We start from the raw sequence: 15,596 nt of genomic DNA on the forward strand, positions 1-15,596 counted from the left end.
GTCCCCGTGACCGTCGGGCGGCGGTAGGGCCGACCGGCCCTTCCACCCGACGACCTCGGGGACCGTCCGGCCGTCGGGAGGGACTCATGGCCCATGCCTCTGATGATCTCTGTCGCGGACAGTGGTGAGGGGACGGCGTTCCACCGGCAAGAGGCCTGTGGCGCCGTACCACCAGGACAAGGAAAGGGCGGACACCATGGTCCAGCCGTTGAAGTCGAAGAGCGACAGCTCACCGTCGGGTGCGCCGGTGTCCGGCCGAGCCTGGCTGATGCTGGCGCTCGCCACGGTCGGGTTCGCGGTGAACTTCTGGGCGTGGGCCCTGCTCAGCCCGCTCGGCCCGCGGTTCAAGGACGGCCTGGACCTGTCGTCCTTCGAGCAGTCCCTGCTGGTGGCGGTGCCGGTCGTGGTCGGTTCCCTGGGCCGCATCCCGGTCGGCGCCCTGACCGACCGGTTCGGCGGACGCGTCATGTTCCCGATCGTGTCGGCAGTCACCATCGTGCCGGTGCTCTACCTCGGCCTGGCCGGGCACGACTCCCTCGCCGCCCTGCTGGTCGGCGGCTTCTTCCTCGGCATCGGCGGCACCGCCTTCGCCGTGGGCGTGCCGCTCGTCAACGCCTGGTTCCCGCCCGAGCGGCGCGGCCTGGCCATCGGTGTCTTCGGCGCCGGAATGGGCGGTACGGCGATCAGCGCACTCACCACGGTGAAGCTGGTCGACGCCAACAGCATGGCCACCCCGTTCCTGATCACCGCCGCGGTCCTGGCCGTGTACGCGGTGGCCGCCGCACTGCTGCTGCGCGACGCGCCCGGCCGCACCGTGCCGACCGAGCCGCTGGCCCGTCGCCTGGGCGCCACCCTGAAGCTGGGGATCACCTGGCAGGCCTCCGCGCTGTACGCGGTCGCCTTCGGCGGCTACGTCGCCTTCTCGGTCTACCTGCCCACGTACCTCAAGACCGGCTACGGCCTCACCCAGGCCGACGCGGCCAACCGCATGGCGGGCTTCGTCCTGCTGGCAGTGGCGATGCGCCCGATCGGCGGCTGGCTGTCGGACCGGATCGGCCCGGTCCGGGTGCTGGCCGGCTCGCTGGCCGTGGTCGTGGCCGGAGCGGTCGTACAGTCCTTCACCCCGGCCCTGGCACCCGTGGGCACCATCGCCTTCCTGTCCATGGCGGCCGCACTCGGCGCGGGCAGCGGAGCGACGTTCGCCCTGGTGGCGCTGCTCACCCCGGCCAACCAGGTCGGCTCGGTCACCGGAGTGGTCGGCGCCGCCGGCGGTCTGGGCGGCTTCCTGCCGCCGCTGGTGATGGGCACGCTGTACGGGCAGTACGGGACGTACGCGGCCGGCCTGGCCCTGCTCGCGATCGTGGCCGCCGCCGCGCTGGCCTTCACCCTCACCGGTGTGCGCACCGCAGTCGAAGGCGGAGAGCGCCCGTCGAGCACCGGCCGCCAGGGCGAGCAGCGCACCGCGGCCACCACCGCGTAAGGCCAATGGACCAGGAAGAACAGGAAGAAGGGGAGAGACACCGGTGTGCGAGTACTGCGGCTGCCAGGCCCTGGAGACCATCGACGAACTGACCCAGGAGCATGAGAGGGTCGTCAGCCTCATCAGCTTCGTACGGGATGCCCGGCGCGACGGCGCCGTCGCCCGGATGGCCGAGCTCGCCCGCGAGATCACGGCCGTGCTGGGCCCGCACACCCAGGTGGAGGAGCACGGTCTGTTCCCGGCTCTGGCCGCCGAATTCCCCGAGCAGATCGCCGCGTTGGAGGACGAGCACCGCCGTATCGAGGCGGTGCTGGCCGAGGCGGACGGGCCGTATCTGACGGACCCGGGCTGGCCGGACCGGCTGATGAGCGCGATGGCGCTGCTGCGCGATCACATCCTCAAGGAGCAGGACGGCGTCTTCCCGGCCGCGCTTGCCAACCTGAGCACCGAGGAGTGGGAAGCGGTGGAGGCGGCGCGTGCAAAGGCGGGCAGCACTCTGTCCCGGCCGGATCAGCGGCCGGCGTGGTCGCGGGCGTAGGCGGACAGAACCTGCTGCCGGTTTCCCCGGGTATGCAGGAAACGCTCGTCGAGCACCGTGGCGAGGTCGTCGAGTGAGGTGGCGAGCACCGCGGCGGCGGTCCGGGCACCCGAGTGCCCGGACCGCCGTGTCCGCTCGGCGAGATCGGCGACGTGACCGAGGTTGAGGGCCAGCGAGGTGTCACTCAGTCCGTCGTGGAAGTAGTACGACTCGGGGTACTGAAGGAAGTCCACGCAGGCGTGGGCGATGTCGGCGGCGAGCTGGTCGAGGACGGCGGCTCCGGCGTCAGAGGCCAGATGAGCGGTCGCCGGGCCGGCGCGGCGTAACTGGGAGATGCGCAGTGCCAGCGCCCGTCGGCGGGCCAGGGCCGGATAGATGCCGAGAATCCAGGAGACGGTGGCTGTCAGTAGCGCGAAGCCGAGCATGGCCTCCAAAGGCGCCACGACCCGGAGCCAATCGGCCGAGGGCGCGATGTCGCCCAGGCCGAGGGTGGCGACAGTCACCAGAGAGAGGTACAGGGCGTCGACGGGACCGGAGTGTTCGGACGGCTTCAGCGTGCCGGAGAAGGAGAACGCTTCCGGCATGTGCGGCCAGTACACCAGGGCCCAGCCCACGGCCATCGCGCAGGCCCACGTCGCCACAACGGCCACCATGCCGACGGGGCCGGCCAGGCCCGCGGCCCTCGGGCTCTTGCGGCCCCGGGTGGACAGCCGCCACAACAGCGTCATGACGAACCTGCTCAGTCCACCGTGGCGCGTGGGGTGCCACAGTGTGTGAAAGACATCCCGCAGGATGATCATCACCATTGCCGCGCCGATCAGTGTGACCAGCCATTCCATGCGACCTCCCCGGACACGCAGGCCTCCGGATCCAGCATGCGGCTGCCCCGGCCCGGACGCGATCACGTACACGCCCGGCCCGCTGTCGGGTGATTGCGCCGCACCGGCCGAACGGCCTGCGATTCGTTCTTGTCCTCGCCCTCCTTACTCGGCGCACGTTGTTTTGCGGTGTGGCTGTTGACCTTCCGGGGGACGGTCGTACAGTCGTAGGCGGCCCGAACCGATCACGAAGTCGCACGGGTGCTCGTGACACCCGGGGGGAGTGGCACGGTGAGCGCGAAGACCGGCGGGGAACAGCCGCAGGCGGCCTTGGACAGCGAGCTGGCGGAGGCGCTGGTGCGCAGCCGCCGGTTCTTCACCCGGGCGGAGGTCTCCGACGACCTGCGTACCTTGCACCGAAAGGGCGGCCGGCAGGCGGACGAGTTCTACCGGGACCGCTGGTCGCACGACAAGGTGGTGCGTTCCACGCACGGGGTGAACTGCACCGGATCGTGCTCGTGGAAGGTGTACGTCAAGGACGGCATCATCACCTGGGAGGCACAGCAGACCGACTACCCGTCGGTCGGACCGGACCGCCCCGAGTACGAGCCGCGCGGCTGCCCGCGCGGCGCCGCTTTTTCCTGGTACACCTACTCGCCCACCCGAGTGCGCTACCCGTACATACGCGGCGTGCTCCTCCAGATGTACCGCGAGGCCAAAGAGCGGCTGGGTGACCCGGTCGCGGCCTGGGCCGACGTCGTCTCCGACCCGGAGCGGGCCGCCCGCTACAAGGGGGCCCGCGGCAAGGGCGGTCTGGTGCGGGCGAGTTGGGACGAGGCGGTGGAGCTGGTCGCCGCCGCGCATGTGCACACCATCAAGGAGTACGGGCCGGACCGGCTGGCCGGGTTCTCGCCGATCCCGGCGATGTCGATGGTCTCGCACGCGGCCGGAGCCCGCTTCTACTCGCTGCTCGGCGGGGCGATGCTGTCGTTCTACGACTGGTACGCCGACCTGCCCGTGGCCTCCCCGCAGATGTTCGGCGACCAGACCGACGTACCCGAGTCCGGGGACTGGTGGGACGCCGGATACCTCATCATGTGGGGCTCCAACCTGCCCGTGACCCGTACACCGGACGCGCACTGGATGGCCGAGGCCCGCTACCGGGGCCAGAAGGTCGTCGCCGTGTCGCCCGACTACGCGGACAACGTGAAGTTCGCCGACGAGTGGCTGCCGGCCCAGCCCGGCACCGACGGCGCCCTGGCGATGGCCATGGGCCACGTCATCCTCAAGGAGTTCTTCGTCGACCGGCGGACGGAGTACTTCACCTCGTACGTCAAGCAGTACACGGACCTGCCCTTCCTGGTCGCTGTCGAGGAGCGCGAGGACGGCTCCTGTGTGCCGGGCAAGTTCCTGACCGCCGCGGACCTGGGCGGCGAGCACGCCGCGGCGGAGCACGCGGAGTTCCGCACCGTCCTGCTGGACAGCGCCACCGGGCTCCCCGTGGTGCCGAACGGCACCCTCGGCGACCGCTACGGCGATTCCGGCGCCGGGAAGTGGAACCTCGACCTCGGCGGCGTCGATCCTCTGCTGTCGGCCGCCGGCGGGGACGAGGAACCCGTGGTCGTGGAGCTGCCGCGGTTCGACGCCCCGGACGGCGGTCCGCGCCGGCTGCGGCGCGGGGTGCCGGTGCGACGGGTCGCAGGCCGCCTGGTGACCACGGTGTTCGACCTGCTCCTCGCCCAGTACGGCGTCGGGCGCCTGGGGCTGCCGGGCAAGTGGCCGACGTCGTACGACGACGCCGAGGAGCCCTGCACCCCGGCCTGGCAGGCGGCGATCACCGGCGTGGACGCGGACAGGGCGGCGCGTATCGCCCGGGAGTTCGCCGCCAACGCCGAGGAGTCCGGCGGACGTTCGATGATCATCATGGGGGCTGGGACCAACCACTGGTTCCACTCCGACACGATCTATCGCGCGTTCCTGACCCTGACCACGCTGACGGGCTGCCAGGGGGTCAACGGGGGCGGCTGGGCGCACTACGTGGGCCAGGAGAAGGTGCGCCCGATCACCGGCTACCAGTCGATCGCGACGGCCGCCGACTGGAACCGGCCCGCCCGGCTGATGATCCAGACCGCGTACTGGTACCTGCACAGCGACCAGTTCCGCTACGACCCGTTCTCCGCCGACACCCTCGCCGCGGCCGACGCGGGTGGCCCGTTGGCCGGGAAGACCACCGCCGACGTCATCGCCCAGTCCGCGCGCATGGGCTGGATGCCGTCGTACCCGACCTTCGACCGCAACCCGCTGGACCTCGCCGACGAGGCAACCGCCGCGGACTGCCCGGTCGCCGAGCACATCGTGGAGGAACTCAAGGCGGGTCGGCTGCGGTTCGCGGGCGAGGACCCGGACGCACCGGAGAACTTCCCGCGGGTGCTGACCGTGTGGCGGGCCAACCTGCTGGGCTCCTCGGCCAAGGGCAACGAGTACTTCCTCAAGCACCTGCTCGGCACCGACGCCTCGGCGCGCGCCACCGAGGCGCCGCCGGACGCCCGGCCCAGGGACGTCGTATGGCGGGAGGAGGCCCCGACCGGCAAGCTCGACCTGCTGCTGGCGCTGGACTTCCGCATGACCAGCACCACAGTCTTCTCCGATGTCGTCCTGCCCGCCGCGACCTGGTACGAGAAGCACGACCTGTCCAGCACGGACATGCACCCCTTCGTGCACGCCTTCAACCCGGCGATCGCACCGCCCTGGCAGACCCGCACCGACTGGGACGCCTTCCACACCCTGGCCAAGGAGTTCAGCCGCCAGGCCGCCGCGCATCTCGGCGTCCGCACGGACGTGATCGCCGCCCCGCTGCTGCACGACACCCCCGACGAACTGGCCACCCCGCACGGCCGGGTCCGCGACTGGAAGGCGGGGGAGTGCGAGCCGGTCCCCGGCCGCACCATGCCTAAACTCCTCACCGTCGAGCGGGACTACGGCGCCGTCGCCGACAAGATGAGCGCCCTCGGCCCGCTGCTCGACTCCCTCGGTGCCACCACCAAGGGAGTCACCTTCAAGCTCGACCGCGAACTGGACTACCTGCGGCGCAAGAACGGCACCGTGCGCGGTGGTGCGGCCGACGGACGGCCGTCGATCGCGCGGGACGTGCACGCCTGCGAGGCGATCCTGGCCCTGTCCGGCACCACCAACGGGCACTTGGCCACGCAGGGCTTCCACACCCTGGAAGCCCGTACTGGCACCCGACTGGCGGACCTGGCGGCCGAGCACGAGGGCAAGCGGATCACCTTCGCCGACACCCAGGCCGCCCCCGTCCCCGTGATCACGTCCCCGGAGTGGTCGGGCTCGGAGACCGGCGGGCGCCGCTACTCCCCGTTCACCGTCAACGTGGAGCGCCTCAAGCCCTGGCACACCCTCACCGGCCGCCAGCACTTCTACCTCGACCACGACTGGATCGCCGCGCTGGGCGAGCAACTGCCCGTCTACCGGCCGCCCTTGAACATGGACTCCCTGTTCGGCGAGCCACGCCTCGGGGACGTCGGGGAACTCGGCGTGACCGTCCGCTACCTGACCCCGCACAACAAGTGGTCGATCCACTCCGAGTACCAGGACAACCTGTTCATGCTCTCCCTGTCCCGGGGCGGCCCCACGATCTGGATGAGCAAGGAGGACGCGGCGAAGATCGGCGTGCACGACAACGACTGGATCGAGGCGGTCAACCGCAACGGCGTGGTCGCCGCCCGCGCGGTCGTCTCGCACCGCATGCCCGAGGGCACCGTCTACATGCACCACGCCCAGGACCGGCTCATCGACGTGCCCCGCACCGAGACCACGGGCCGGCGCGGCGGCATCCACAACTCCCTGACCCGCCTGCTGATCAAACCCAGCCATCTCATCGGCGGCTACGCCCAGCTCTCCTACGCCTTCAACTACCTCGGCCCGACCGGCAACCAGCGCGACGAGGTCACCGTCATCCGCCGCCGCGCCGACCAGGAGGTGACCTACTGATGCGCGTCATGGCCCAGATGGCGATGGTGATGAACCTCGACAAGTGCATCGGCTGCCACACCTGTTCGGTCACCTGCAAACAGGCATGGACCAACCGCACCGGCGTCGAGTACGTCTGGTTCAACAACGTCGAGACCCGCCCCGGCCAGGGCTACCCCCGCCGCTACGAGGACCAGGACACCTGGAAGGGCGGCTGGGAACTGAACAAGCGCGGCCGGCTGGCGCTGAAGGCGGGCGGACGGTTCAAGAAGCTCATCCAGATCTTCTCCAACCCGGTCCTGCCGTCGCTGGACGACTACTACGAGCCGTGGACGTACGACTACGAGACCCTGACCAACGCCCCGCTCCAGGAGCACACCCCGGTCGCCCGCCCCAAGTCCCTCATCACCGGCAAGGACATGAAGATCTCCTGGTCGGCGAACTGGGACGACGACCTCGGCGGATCGGCCGCGACCAGTGAGCGGGACGTCCTGCTCAACGAGGTCTCGGAGAAGATCAGGTTCGAGTTCGAGCAGACCTTCATGTTCTACCTGCCGCGCATCTGCGAGCACTGCCTCAACCCGTCCTGCGCTGCCTCCTGCCCCTCCGGCGCGATCTACAAGCGGGAGGAGGACGGCATCGTGCTGGTCGACCAGGACCGCTGCCGGGGCTGGCGGATGTGCGTCACGGGCTGCCCGTACAAGAAGATCTACTTCAATCACCGCACCGGCAAGGCCGAGAAGTGCACCTTCTGCTTCCCGCGCGTGGAGGTCGGTCTGCCCACCGTCTGCTCCGAGACCTGCGTCGGCCGGCTGCGCTACATCGGCCTCGTCCTCTACGACGCCGACCGCGTCCTCGAAGCCGCCTCCACCCCGGACGACACCGGCCTGTACGAGGCTCAGCGGAAGGTCTTCCTCGACCCCGACGACCCCCAGGTCATCGCCGAGGCCGAGAGGGCGGGCATTCCCCGGGACTGGATCGAGGCCGCCCAACGCTCCCCGGTCCACTCCCTGATCAACACCTACAAGGTGGCCCTGCCGCTGCACCCGGAGTACCGCACCCTGCCCATGGTCTGGTACATCCCCCCGCTGTCCCCGGTCGTCGACGCCGTCCGCGACACCGGCCACGACGCCGAGCGGCACCAGAACCTCTTCGCCGCCGTCGACGCGCTGCGCATCCCCGTCGACTACCTCGCCCAGCTCTTCACCGCCGGCGATCCGGCCCCCGTGGACGCGGTGCTGCGCCGGCTGGCCGCCATGCGCTCCTACATGCGCGACATCAACCTCGGCCGGGATCCGGACGACACCATCCCCAAGTCGGTCGGCATGAGCGGCGAGCAGCTCTACGACATGTACCGGCTGCTGGCCCTGGCCAAGTACGACGAGCGGTATGTCATCCCGCCCGCCCACGCCGAACAGGCCCACAGGCTGGAGGAGCTGGCCACCGAGTGCAGCCTCGACTACGCGGGCGGCCCGGGGATGGGCGGCTCCGGCCCCTTCGGCGAGACCTCCGGCGGCGCCGCGCCCATCGCGGTGGAGAACTACCGGGCCCTGCGCGACCGCCAGGCCTCCGACACCCCCACCGTCCCCACCGACCGGGCCACCCGCCTCAACCTCCTCAACTGGGACGGCAAAGGCACCCCACCCGGCCTGTTCCCGCCCGCCACGGACGACGAGAACGGCACCGCCTCATGAAGCCCTTGGCCGCCGACGCCCGCAACGCGCTCGCCTGGCAGGCCCAGTCGCTGCTGCTGGCCTACCCCGACGACCGGCTCACGCAGCACCTCACCTTGGCCCTCCAAGTCGCCGCCACCCAGCCGAGTCCGGTCGGCACTCCTCTGACGCGCTTCGCCGAGCAGGCCGATCGCACCCCGCTGCCGGAACTCGCCGCCGACTACGTCGCCACCTTCGACCATCGCAAGCGCTGCTGCCTCTTCCTGACCTACTACGCGCACGGCGACACCAGGAAGCGCGGCACCGCCCTGCTGCGTCTGAAGCAGACCTACGCCGAAGCCGGGTGGCGGCTCACCGACGACGAACTGCCCGACCATCTCGCCGTCGTCCTCGAATTCGCCGCGGCCGAGCCCGCCACCGGAGCACGGCTGCTCACCGAACACCGCGCCGGTCTGGAACTGCTGCGCCTGGCCCTGCGCGACGCCGCCTCGCCATGGGCGCACGTCCTGGACTCCGTCTCCGCCACCCTTCCCGCCCTCGCCGGCGACGACCGCGAAGCCGTCCTGCGCCTGGCCGCCCAGGGCCCGCCCGAGGAACAGGTCGGCCTCGATCCGTACGCGTCCCCCGTGCTCCTGCCCGACCCCGTCGTAGGAGGTCCACGATGAAGCCTTCCACCTTGGCGGCGGAGACCGGCACCGGCGGCATCCTGTTGTGGGTCGTCCTGCCCTACGTCGTCCTCGCGGTGTTCGTCCTCGGCCACGTCTGGCGCTACCGCTACGACAAGTTCGGCTGGACCACCCGCTCCTCCCAGCTGTACGAGGGGCGGCTGCTGAGCATCGGCAGCCCGTTGTTCCACTTCGGCGTCCTGATGGTGCTCCTGGGCCACATCGCCGGCTTGGTCATTCCGGAGAGCTGGACCGAAGCGGCCGGTATCAGCGAGGACGTCTACCACGTCTTCGCCCTCACCCTCGGCGTCATCGCGGGCATCGCCACCGTCGGCGGGCTGGCCATCCTGATCTACCGGCGCCGCACGGTCGGACCCGTCTTCTCGGCCACCACCCGCAACGACAAGGCGATGTACGTCTCCCTCACGGTGACCATCGTCCTTGGCCTGTCCGCCACGGTGGCCGCGAACGCCCTGGGCGGCGGCTACAACTACCGCGAGACCATCTCCCCTTGGTTCCGCTCCGTCTTCTACCTCCAGCCCGACCCACACCTGATGAGCGAAGCGCCGGTGCTGTTCCAGCTCCACGCGGCCAGCGCCCTGCTGCTGTTCGCGTTCTGGCCGTTCACCCGGCTGGTGCACATGCTCACCGCACCACTCGGCTACGTCACCCGCCCCTACATCGTCTACCGCAGCCGGGACACCGGGCTCGGCGCCCGGGCCCCGCGCCGCGGCTGGGAACGCACGGGCTGACGGTCACCTCAGGGGGCCACGTCCGCGTCTCCGCGGAGGGGCACCGTCCATTCCACGACGGTGCCGGTGGGCTCGTTCGGGGTGAGCGTGCAGCTGCCGCCCAGGTCGGTGGCCCGCCGGCGCAGGTTGTCCAGGCCGCTGCGGCGGGTGACGGCCGGGTCGAGGCCACGCCCGTTGTCGGACACCCGCAGCTGCAGCCGCGTCCCGTCGGTCTCGACGGTGACCTCGACGGCCGTGGCGTGCGCGTGCCGGGCAGCGTTCGACAGCGTCTCGCGCACCACCGCCAGCAGGTGCTCGGCATGGTCCGCGGGCACGGCGGTGTCCAGCAGGCCCGTCATCCGCAGGGCGGGGCTGAAGCCCAGAGCCTCGGCGGCCCGGTCGGTCTCGGACAGCAGCTGCGCGCGCAGCCCCGCGGAGCGCCCGTCGGCGCGGTCGCGCTCGCGCAGCGCGTAGATCGTGCTCCGCACCGTTTTGATCGTGTCGTCGAGATCCTCGACCACCCGCTGGACGCGCTCGGCCACCTGGGGCCGGTCGGCCATCCGGCCCAGGACCGAGTTCAGCGTCAGCCCCGAGGCGAACAGCCGCTGGATGGCCAGGTCGTGCAGATCGCGTGCGATGCGGTCGCGGTCGGACAGGACCAGGAGATGCTCGGCCTCACGTCGGTGCTCGGCCAGCTCCAGAGCGAGTGCCGCCTGGTCGGCGAAGCCGCTGACCATGGTCACGGTCGCGTCGGAGAACTCCTCGCGGCCGGGCAGGTTGGCGACCTGGAGGACTCCGCGGACGTTCTCGCGGCCGCCCAGCGGGAGCAGGAACCCGGCCCCGAGCTCCACGTGGGCCGCGGAGCCAGCGCCTTCCTGCGGCTCCTGGGACAGTGCGCCGCTGGTGATCCGTTCGTTGGAGTCGTAGACCTTCGCCGCCAGAGCGCCGGCCGGCAGCACCAGGCCGCGCACCCGCTCGGCGCCCTCCCCGTCGGCGGCCTCGATCACCAACTCGTCGCCGCCTTCGATCGGCACGGCCAGCGTCACGAGATCGGCATCGGCCAGCGTCCTCACCGTGGCGGCGACCTTGTGCAGCACCTGTTCCGGGTCCGTGCCCGACAACAGGCTCCGGGTCAGGTCGCTGCTCGCCGCCAGCCACTGCTCCCTGCGCCGCGAGTCCTCGTACAGCCGGGCGTTGTCGATGGCGACGCCGGCCGCGGCCGCCAGCGTGCGCAGCACCGCTTCGTCCTCGTCGTCGAACTGCGCCCCGCCGCGCTTGTCGGTCAGGTACAGGTTGCCGAAGACCCGGTCGCGTACGCGCAGCGGGGCGCCGAGGAACGTGGTCATCGGCGGATGCCCCTCGGGGAAGCCCACCGATTCGGGGTGTGCGCCGATGTTGGCCAGCCGCAGCGGCTCCGGCTCCCTGATCAGCAGCCCCAGGATGCCCCGGCCCTCGGGATAGTGGCCGATCGCCTCGACGGTCTCCTCGTCCGCGCCGACGGTGATGAACTGCTTGATCCGGCCGCCCTCGTCGCCCAGCACGCCCAGCGCCCCGTACCGGGCGTCCACCAGGGCCACCGCGGACTCGGTGATGCGGCGCAGCACCACGTCGAGATCGAGGTCGGAGCCGATCGACAGGACCGCGTCCAGCAGCGTATGCACCCGGTCGCGGGTGGCGCGTACCTGCGCGACCTGCTCCTGGAGGCCCTCCAGCAGCTCGTCCAGCCGCAGCTGGGGTGCGGCGGGACCGTCCCTCCACTCGTCGGCCGGACTCTCCGCCATTCCCGCTCCCTCCGCAGGGGTGACGCTGGCACCTTCCCAGCATGACCGAACGGCCCGGCCTGCGTGCGAACACTTGCGCCAACGAGGCCGTCGCGGCAGCTCAGATCCTATTACCCCCGCTTCGTCCGCCGCGGAGGGAGCCCGCCCGGCAAGGTATCGGGCGTCACCTCCTTCGCGTGCGGAACGGCGGCTCGCCAACCGCCGGCCCGATCGATGGCGCGCAACCGTGCGATCACCGTCTCCAGGCCGTCCTGGATCGCGGCCAGTTGTCCCGCGGACATGTCCCTGAAGAGCTCCACGGCCAGGGCGTCACGTCCCCCGCGCAATACGGAGGCCAGGGCGCGGCCCGACTCCGTGAGGGACACCAGCGTGGCCCGCCGGTCGCTCGGGTGGGCGGCACGGGCCACCAGGCCGTCGGCCTCCAGAGCGTCCAGCAGACCCGTGACGTTGCGCGGAGTGACCCGGAGCCGTGCGGCAAGAGCCCGCTGCGTCATCGACCCGTCTCGGAAGAGCGTCCACAGCAGCCCGGCCCGGGCCCGGGTGAGCCCGTGCTCGCCGACCCCGCGCTCCATCATCGCTCCGAGCACCTCGGCCAGCTCGAAGAGCCGGTCCAGCGAGATGCTGGCGGCAGAGGTCCCTTCCGGCATATCGTGAAGTGACTTCACTGTGTAATACCTCCGCAAAACATGGTAGCCCTCAGGGGAACGCTGTCGAGGAGGACGGTGACCGAACGAGGCCGGCATCCGAACACCGCACTGTTCCGCGGCACCCGCCTTCCTTCCCCAGCCTCCACTCACACCCTCGGCACCGCCGAGCGCCACCGACCGGAGTGCACCTCATGACCTCGCCCCAGCACGACTCCGAGCCCCCGCACCTTCCTGACGTCGACCTGTCGGCCGCACACGCCTCCGTCACTCTCCTGGACCGGCTCGCCGAGAAGCTCGGCGGCCGCGCCTCGGTGACCGCCGTGTACGGCGAACCCGTCACCGCCGGCGGCGTCACCGTCATCCCCGTCGCCAAGGTCGGCTTCGGCTTCGGCGGCGGCGCCGGCCGCGAGGTCGGCGCCGCGAAGACCGGCGACGGCGGTGGAGGAGGGGGCGGGGCGGGGGCCAAGCCGCTCGGCTTCATCGAGATCCGCGACGGCGTCGCGACCTACAAGCCCATCCGCGACCCATGGTCCGATGTCGTCCTGCCCCTGGCCGCCCTCGTCATCGGAGGCGTCATGCCCAAACTCCTCCACGCGCTGCGCCGACGACGACGCACGTGACGCGCGATGCGTCTCGCGGTCACAGCCGCTCTCAGGCGCCGAGGCGGTTGATGTCCGGGCTGAACAGGATGCGGTTCCGCACGGGTTGACGGGTGACGGCGAGCATGGCGCGCCCGATGTGTTCCGTGGTCGTCGTGTGCTTCGGGGCAATGCGGTGCAGCACGGGGTACAGCCAGCCGGTGAGCGTGTACGTGAAGCGGTAGGCCGTGGTCCTGGAGACGGCGCCGTGGAGAGGCCGGATGTAGCCGGGCCGGAACATGTACGCGTTCATCGGCAGGGCCAGGAGGGCGTTCTCGGTGCGTCCCTTGACGCGGGCCCACATGGTGCGCCCCTGCTCGGTGCTGTCGGTGCCCTCGCCCGAGACGTAGGCGAAGGTCAGTCGGGCGTTGTGCGCCAGGAGTGTGCGAGCCGCGGCAAGGGTGAAGTCGTAGGTGATGCGGGTGTACTCGGCTTCGCCGAGGCCGGCGGAGGACACACCGAGGGGGTAGAAGCAGGCGTCCACGCCGGTGAGTTGGCCGCTGATGGGGGAGAGGTCGGCGAAGTCCTGGTGGATGATCTCGTGCAGCTTGGGATGGGTGATGCCGAGCGGGCGGCGGTTGACGACCAGGACCCGGGTGACCTCGCTGTCCAGCAGGCAGGCGCGCAGTACGCCGTGTCCGACCATGCCGGACGCGCCGAAGATGACGACGTTCATGAAGTGCTCCGTGGGGAGAGGCGGAGGGCAGTGGGCACCATCATCCGGTGCACGTCCCGTGGCGGAGTCTCCGTGAACGGACTCGGCCTGCACGCCCTGTCCAACGGCATGCCCGCGCGACGCGGTTCTGCGGATGGCCGGGCTGTGCGACCCAGGCACCTGATCAACATCGATTGGCCTGCCCTACGCTGGCGTGATGGGTGTGGGCATCGAAGTGCTGATCGTGGACTGGCCGCGGGTGGAGGCGGCCGCGCCGGGCGAGAGGGAAGAGCTGCTCGTCGACGCCGCCTTCGGAGAGGCGTACAGCGACGACCTCTTCGAGCACGGCTGGTCGTGGCCCACGCCGCCGGACAACGCCTGGTACGGCAGGTACGCCTTTCGCGACAGCCTCGGCTCGTACAAGCCGCACTTCTGGGCCGGTCACCGCTGGGAGCGCTTCCGGGACCTGGTCGAGCCAGAACTGCGCGACAGTTTGGACCAGTTCAACGACGCGCTGTTCTGGCACGGCCTGGAAGACACGACCGGGGTCGGTTCGGACCTCCCGGATCGGCCATGCACCTGGGACGCGGATCTGCTGCTGTGGTGCCCGCCCGATCACGTGCCGCTGATCGCCGGATGGTGGCGGCGGGTCGCACCCTCCCTGGACGTCCTGCACGATCTGTTCACCGAGCATGCCGCCGTGCCCAGCGGATGGATCACGACCTTCGAATCCTTTGCCGACCTTCTCACCGACTGGGCGAAGGTGGTTACGGAAGCGGAGCACCGCGGCTGGGGCATCGTCGGCTTGCGCTGCTGAAGCCGCCACGCCTCACCGGAGCACGACCGTACGCCTGCCCTGGACGAACACCCACCCCTCGCAGTGCCGGCGGACCGCGCTGGCGAGGGCGGCCGATTCCGCGTCGCGGCCGATGGCGGCAAGGCCGTCGGGAGTGTGGCTGTGGTCGACGTCGATGACCTCCTGCGCGATGAATCGGGCCCTCGTCGAGGTCGGCGGTGACGTAGTGGGTCGTGGCGCGTTCGGCAGGAACGAGTGGTGGATGTTGATCACCCGGCCGGCCAGCCGGGTGCACAGGTCGTCCGAGAACACCTGCATGAAGCGGGCCAGGACAACGAGTTCGACGTCGAGCGAGTCGACGATGTCCAGGAGACGGGCTGCCGTGCAAGGTGACGAGGGCCTCGTGGTCGCGGTGGTTGGAGACCACGCCGCCCACGTCGATCGGGAGGTCGCCACTGCGGGCCCGGTAGAGCAGATCGTTGAGGCAGTGGCCGTAGCGGGACACCAAGATCAGCACCCGGCGTGGCCGTGGCGGCGGCCCAAGGGAGTCGAGGCATGGTGTGCTGGGGAGAAGGGCCCTGACCAGCGCGTTCTTGTCTTTCAGCGCTGTCGGGGCCTTCCCTGCTTAGGAGGTGGAAAGTCCGTGGAAACTCCCTGGGACAGACGTGAAAGTGCCTGAAGAGTCTCTGGGAAATCCCAGGCTTCCGGGAGGCGTCTGGAGCACTTGAGGACTCCCGATGACGGACCAGTGCCCTACAAGGTCCGTGAGATTACGCCATTCCGAGCCTTCCGAAGGCTGATGACCGCAGTGTTCGCGGCGGTCGCCCTCCAAAACCGCGGACATGATGTTGTGAGCTCTCCATGAGCTAATGCCGCATCAGGCAACGTTCGCCCTGTTGTGATGTGACGCGCCGTCCGGGTGCTGGCTTGAGCGGCGCGCGGTCGCCACGCCGTGCGGATGGCAGAACGAGTGCGCGTCCGCGAGATCGATGATGACGAGGGCCGCCGGCTGCTACGGATCATTCGGCGCGGCACGGGATCGGTGGTGACCTGGCGGCGCGCCCAGACAACACTGCTGTCCGCGCAGGGGATGCCGGTGGCGAAGATCGCCGAAGTGACGTTCACCAGCAACGACCGGGTCCGGGACGTGATCCACAACTTCAACGCCGACGGCATGCGCCGACATC

12 protein-coding genes and 2 pseudogenes are annotated in these 15,596 nt (G+C 70.4%); 9 read left to right on the forward strand and 5 right to left on the reverse strand.

Translation table 11 applies throughout. The annotated features are described in order from the left end of the window. The first annotated feature begins 196 nt into the window (after nucleotides 1–196). Together STRCI_RS39835 and STRCI_RS39840 are read left to right on the forward strand one after the other, a co-directional pair. Nucleotides 197–1,480, forward strand: a complete 1,284-nt coding sequence (locus STRCI_RS39835; RefSeq protein ID WP_418953426.1) for an MFS transporter — start codon at nucleotides 197–199, stop codon at nucleotides 1,478–1,480. Between the two features lie 43 nt (nucleotides 1,481–1,523). Continuing rightward, nucleotides 1,524–2,018 carry a hemerythrin domain-containing protein gene (locus STRCI_RS39840; protein WP_269663893.1) on the forward strand — a complete coding sequence of 165 codons (495 nt, stop codon included), beginning with the start codon at nucleotides 1,524–1,526 and terminating at the stop codon, nucleotides 2,016–2,018. Here the strand turns inward: STRCI_RS39840 and STRCI_RS39845 are convergent. Then, a complete protein-coding gene (locus STRCI_RS39845) occupies nucleotides 1,991–2,857 on the reverse strand; it encodes a potassium channel family protein (RefSeq protein ID WP_269663894.1) in 867 nt (288 codons plus the stop codon). The genes STRCI_RS39840 and STRCI_RS39845 overlap by 28 nt on opposite strands. Before the next feature lie 270 nt (nucleotides 2,858–3,127). On the opposite strand from STRCI_RS39845, the gene STRCI_RS39850 reads away from it, so the two are divergent. Genes STRCI_RS39850 through narI form a run of 4 tightly spaced genes read left to right on the forward strand, consistent with a single transcriptional unit; the run spans nucleotide 3,128 to nucleotide 9,913 of the window. Further along, the gene (locus STRCI_RS39850; protein ID WP_418953428.1) at nucleotides 3,128–6,844 is read left to right on the forward strand and encodes a nitrate reductase subunit alpha; all 3,717 of its coding nucleotides are present in this window, start codon (nucleotides 3,128–3,130) and stop codon (nucleotides 6,842–6,844) included. Beyond that, a complete protein-coding gene (narH, locus tag STRCI_RS39855) occupies nucleotides 6,844–8,517 on the forward strand; it encodes a nitrate reductase subunit beta (protein WP_269663895.1) in 1,674 nt (557 codons plus the stop codon). Before STRCI_RS39850 ends, narH begins: the two co-directional genes overlap by 1 nt. Further along, nucleotides 8,514–9,161, forward strand: a complete 648-nt coding sequence (narJ, locus tag STRCI_RS39860) for a nitrate reductase molybdenum cofactor assembly chaperone (protein WP_269663896.1) — start codon at nucleotides 8,514–8,516, stop codon at nucleotides 9,159–9,161. Before narH ends, narJ begins: the two co-directional genes overlap by 4 nt. Continuing rightward, complete coding sequence (narI, locus tag STRCI_RS39865) at nucleotides 9,158–9,913, forward strand: respiratory nitrate reductase subunit gamma (RefSeq protein WP_269663897.1); 756 nt, start codon at nucleotides 9,158–9,160, stop codon at nucleotides 9,911–9,913. Before narJ ends, narI begins: the two co-directional genes overlap by 4 nt. Before the next feature lie 8 nt (nucleotides 9,914–9,921). On the opposite strand, the gene STRCI_RS39870 is transcribed toward narI, so the two are convergent. Then, on the reverse strand, nucleotides 9,922–11,673 hold the full coding sequence (locus STRCI_RS39870; protein ID WP_269663898.1) for a GAF domain-containing sensor histidine kinase: 1,752 nt from the start codon (nucleotides 11,671–11,673) through the stop codon (nucleotides 9,922–9,924). Nucleotides 11,674–11,783: 110 nt separating this feature from the next. Further along, nucleotides 11,784–12,320 (reverse strand): MarR family winged helix-turn-helix transcriptional regulator, encoded by a 537-nt coding sequence (locus STRCI_RS39875; RefSeq protein ID WP_269663899.1) that lies wholly within the window; start codon nucleotides 12,318–12,320, stop codon nucleotides 11,784–11,786. A 191-nt stretch (nucleotides 12,321–12,511) separates the two neighbouring features. Between STRCI_RS39875 and STRCI_RS39880 the strand changes: the two genes are divergently transcribed. After that, entirely contained in the window at nucleotides 12,512–12,940 is a 429-nt protein-coding gene (locus tag STRCI_RS39880; RefSeq protein ID WP_269663900.1) for a spore germination protein GerW family protein, read from the forward strand. A 31-nt stretch (nucleotides 12,941–12,971) separates the two neighbouring features. On the opposite strand, the gene STRCI_RS39885 is transcribed toward STRCI_RS39880, so the two are convergent. Beyond that, on the reverse strand, nucleotides 12,972–13,634 hold the full coding sequence (locus tag STRCI_RS39885) for a Rossmann-fold NAD(P)-binding domain-containing protein (protein WP_269663901.1): 663 nt from the start codon (nucleotides 13,632–13,634) through the stop codon (nucleotides 12,972–12,974). 196 nt (nucleotides 13,635–13,830) lie between these two features. On the opposite strand from STRCI_RS39885, the gene STRCI_RS39890 reads away from it, so the two are divergent. After that, complete coding sequence (locus STRCI_RS39890; RefSeq protein ID WP_269663902.1) at nucleotides 13,831–14,430, forward strand: hypothetical protein; 600 nt, start codon at nucleotides 13,831–13,833, stop codon at nucleotides 14,428–14,430. 12 nt (nucleotides 14,431–14,442) lie between these two features. On the opposite strand, the pseudogene STRCI_RS39895 reads toward STRCI_RS39890, so the two are convergent. Further along, a pseudogene (locus STRCI_RS39895) lies at nucleotides 14,443–14,935 on the reverse strand (formyltransferase family protein); the annotation flags it as partial. Nucleotides 14,936–15,367: 432 nt separating this feature from the next. Here STRCI_RS39895 and STRCI_RS39900 point away from each other — a divergent pair. Continuing rightward, nucleotides 15,368–15,583: pseudogene (locus tag STRCI_RS39900) on the forward strand (helix-turn-helix domain-containing protein); the annotation flags it as partial. Between the last annotated feature and the right edge of the window lie 13 nt (nucleotides 15,584–15,596).

It is taken from the genome of Streptomyces cinnabarinus, assembly GCF_027270315.1.
GTDB classification, from domain to species: domain Bacteria; phylum Actinomycetota; class Actinomycetes; order Streptomycetales; family Streptomycetaceae; genus Streptomyces; species Streptomyces cinnabarinus.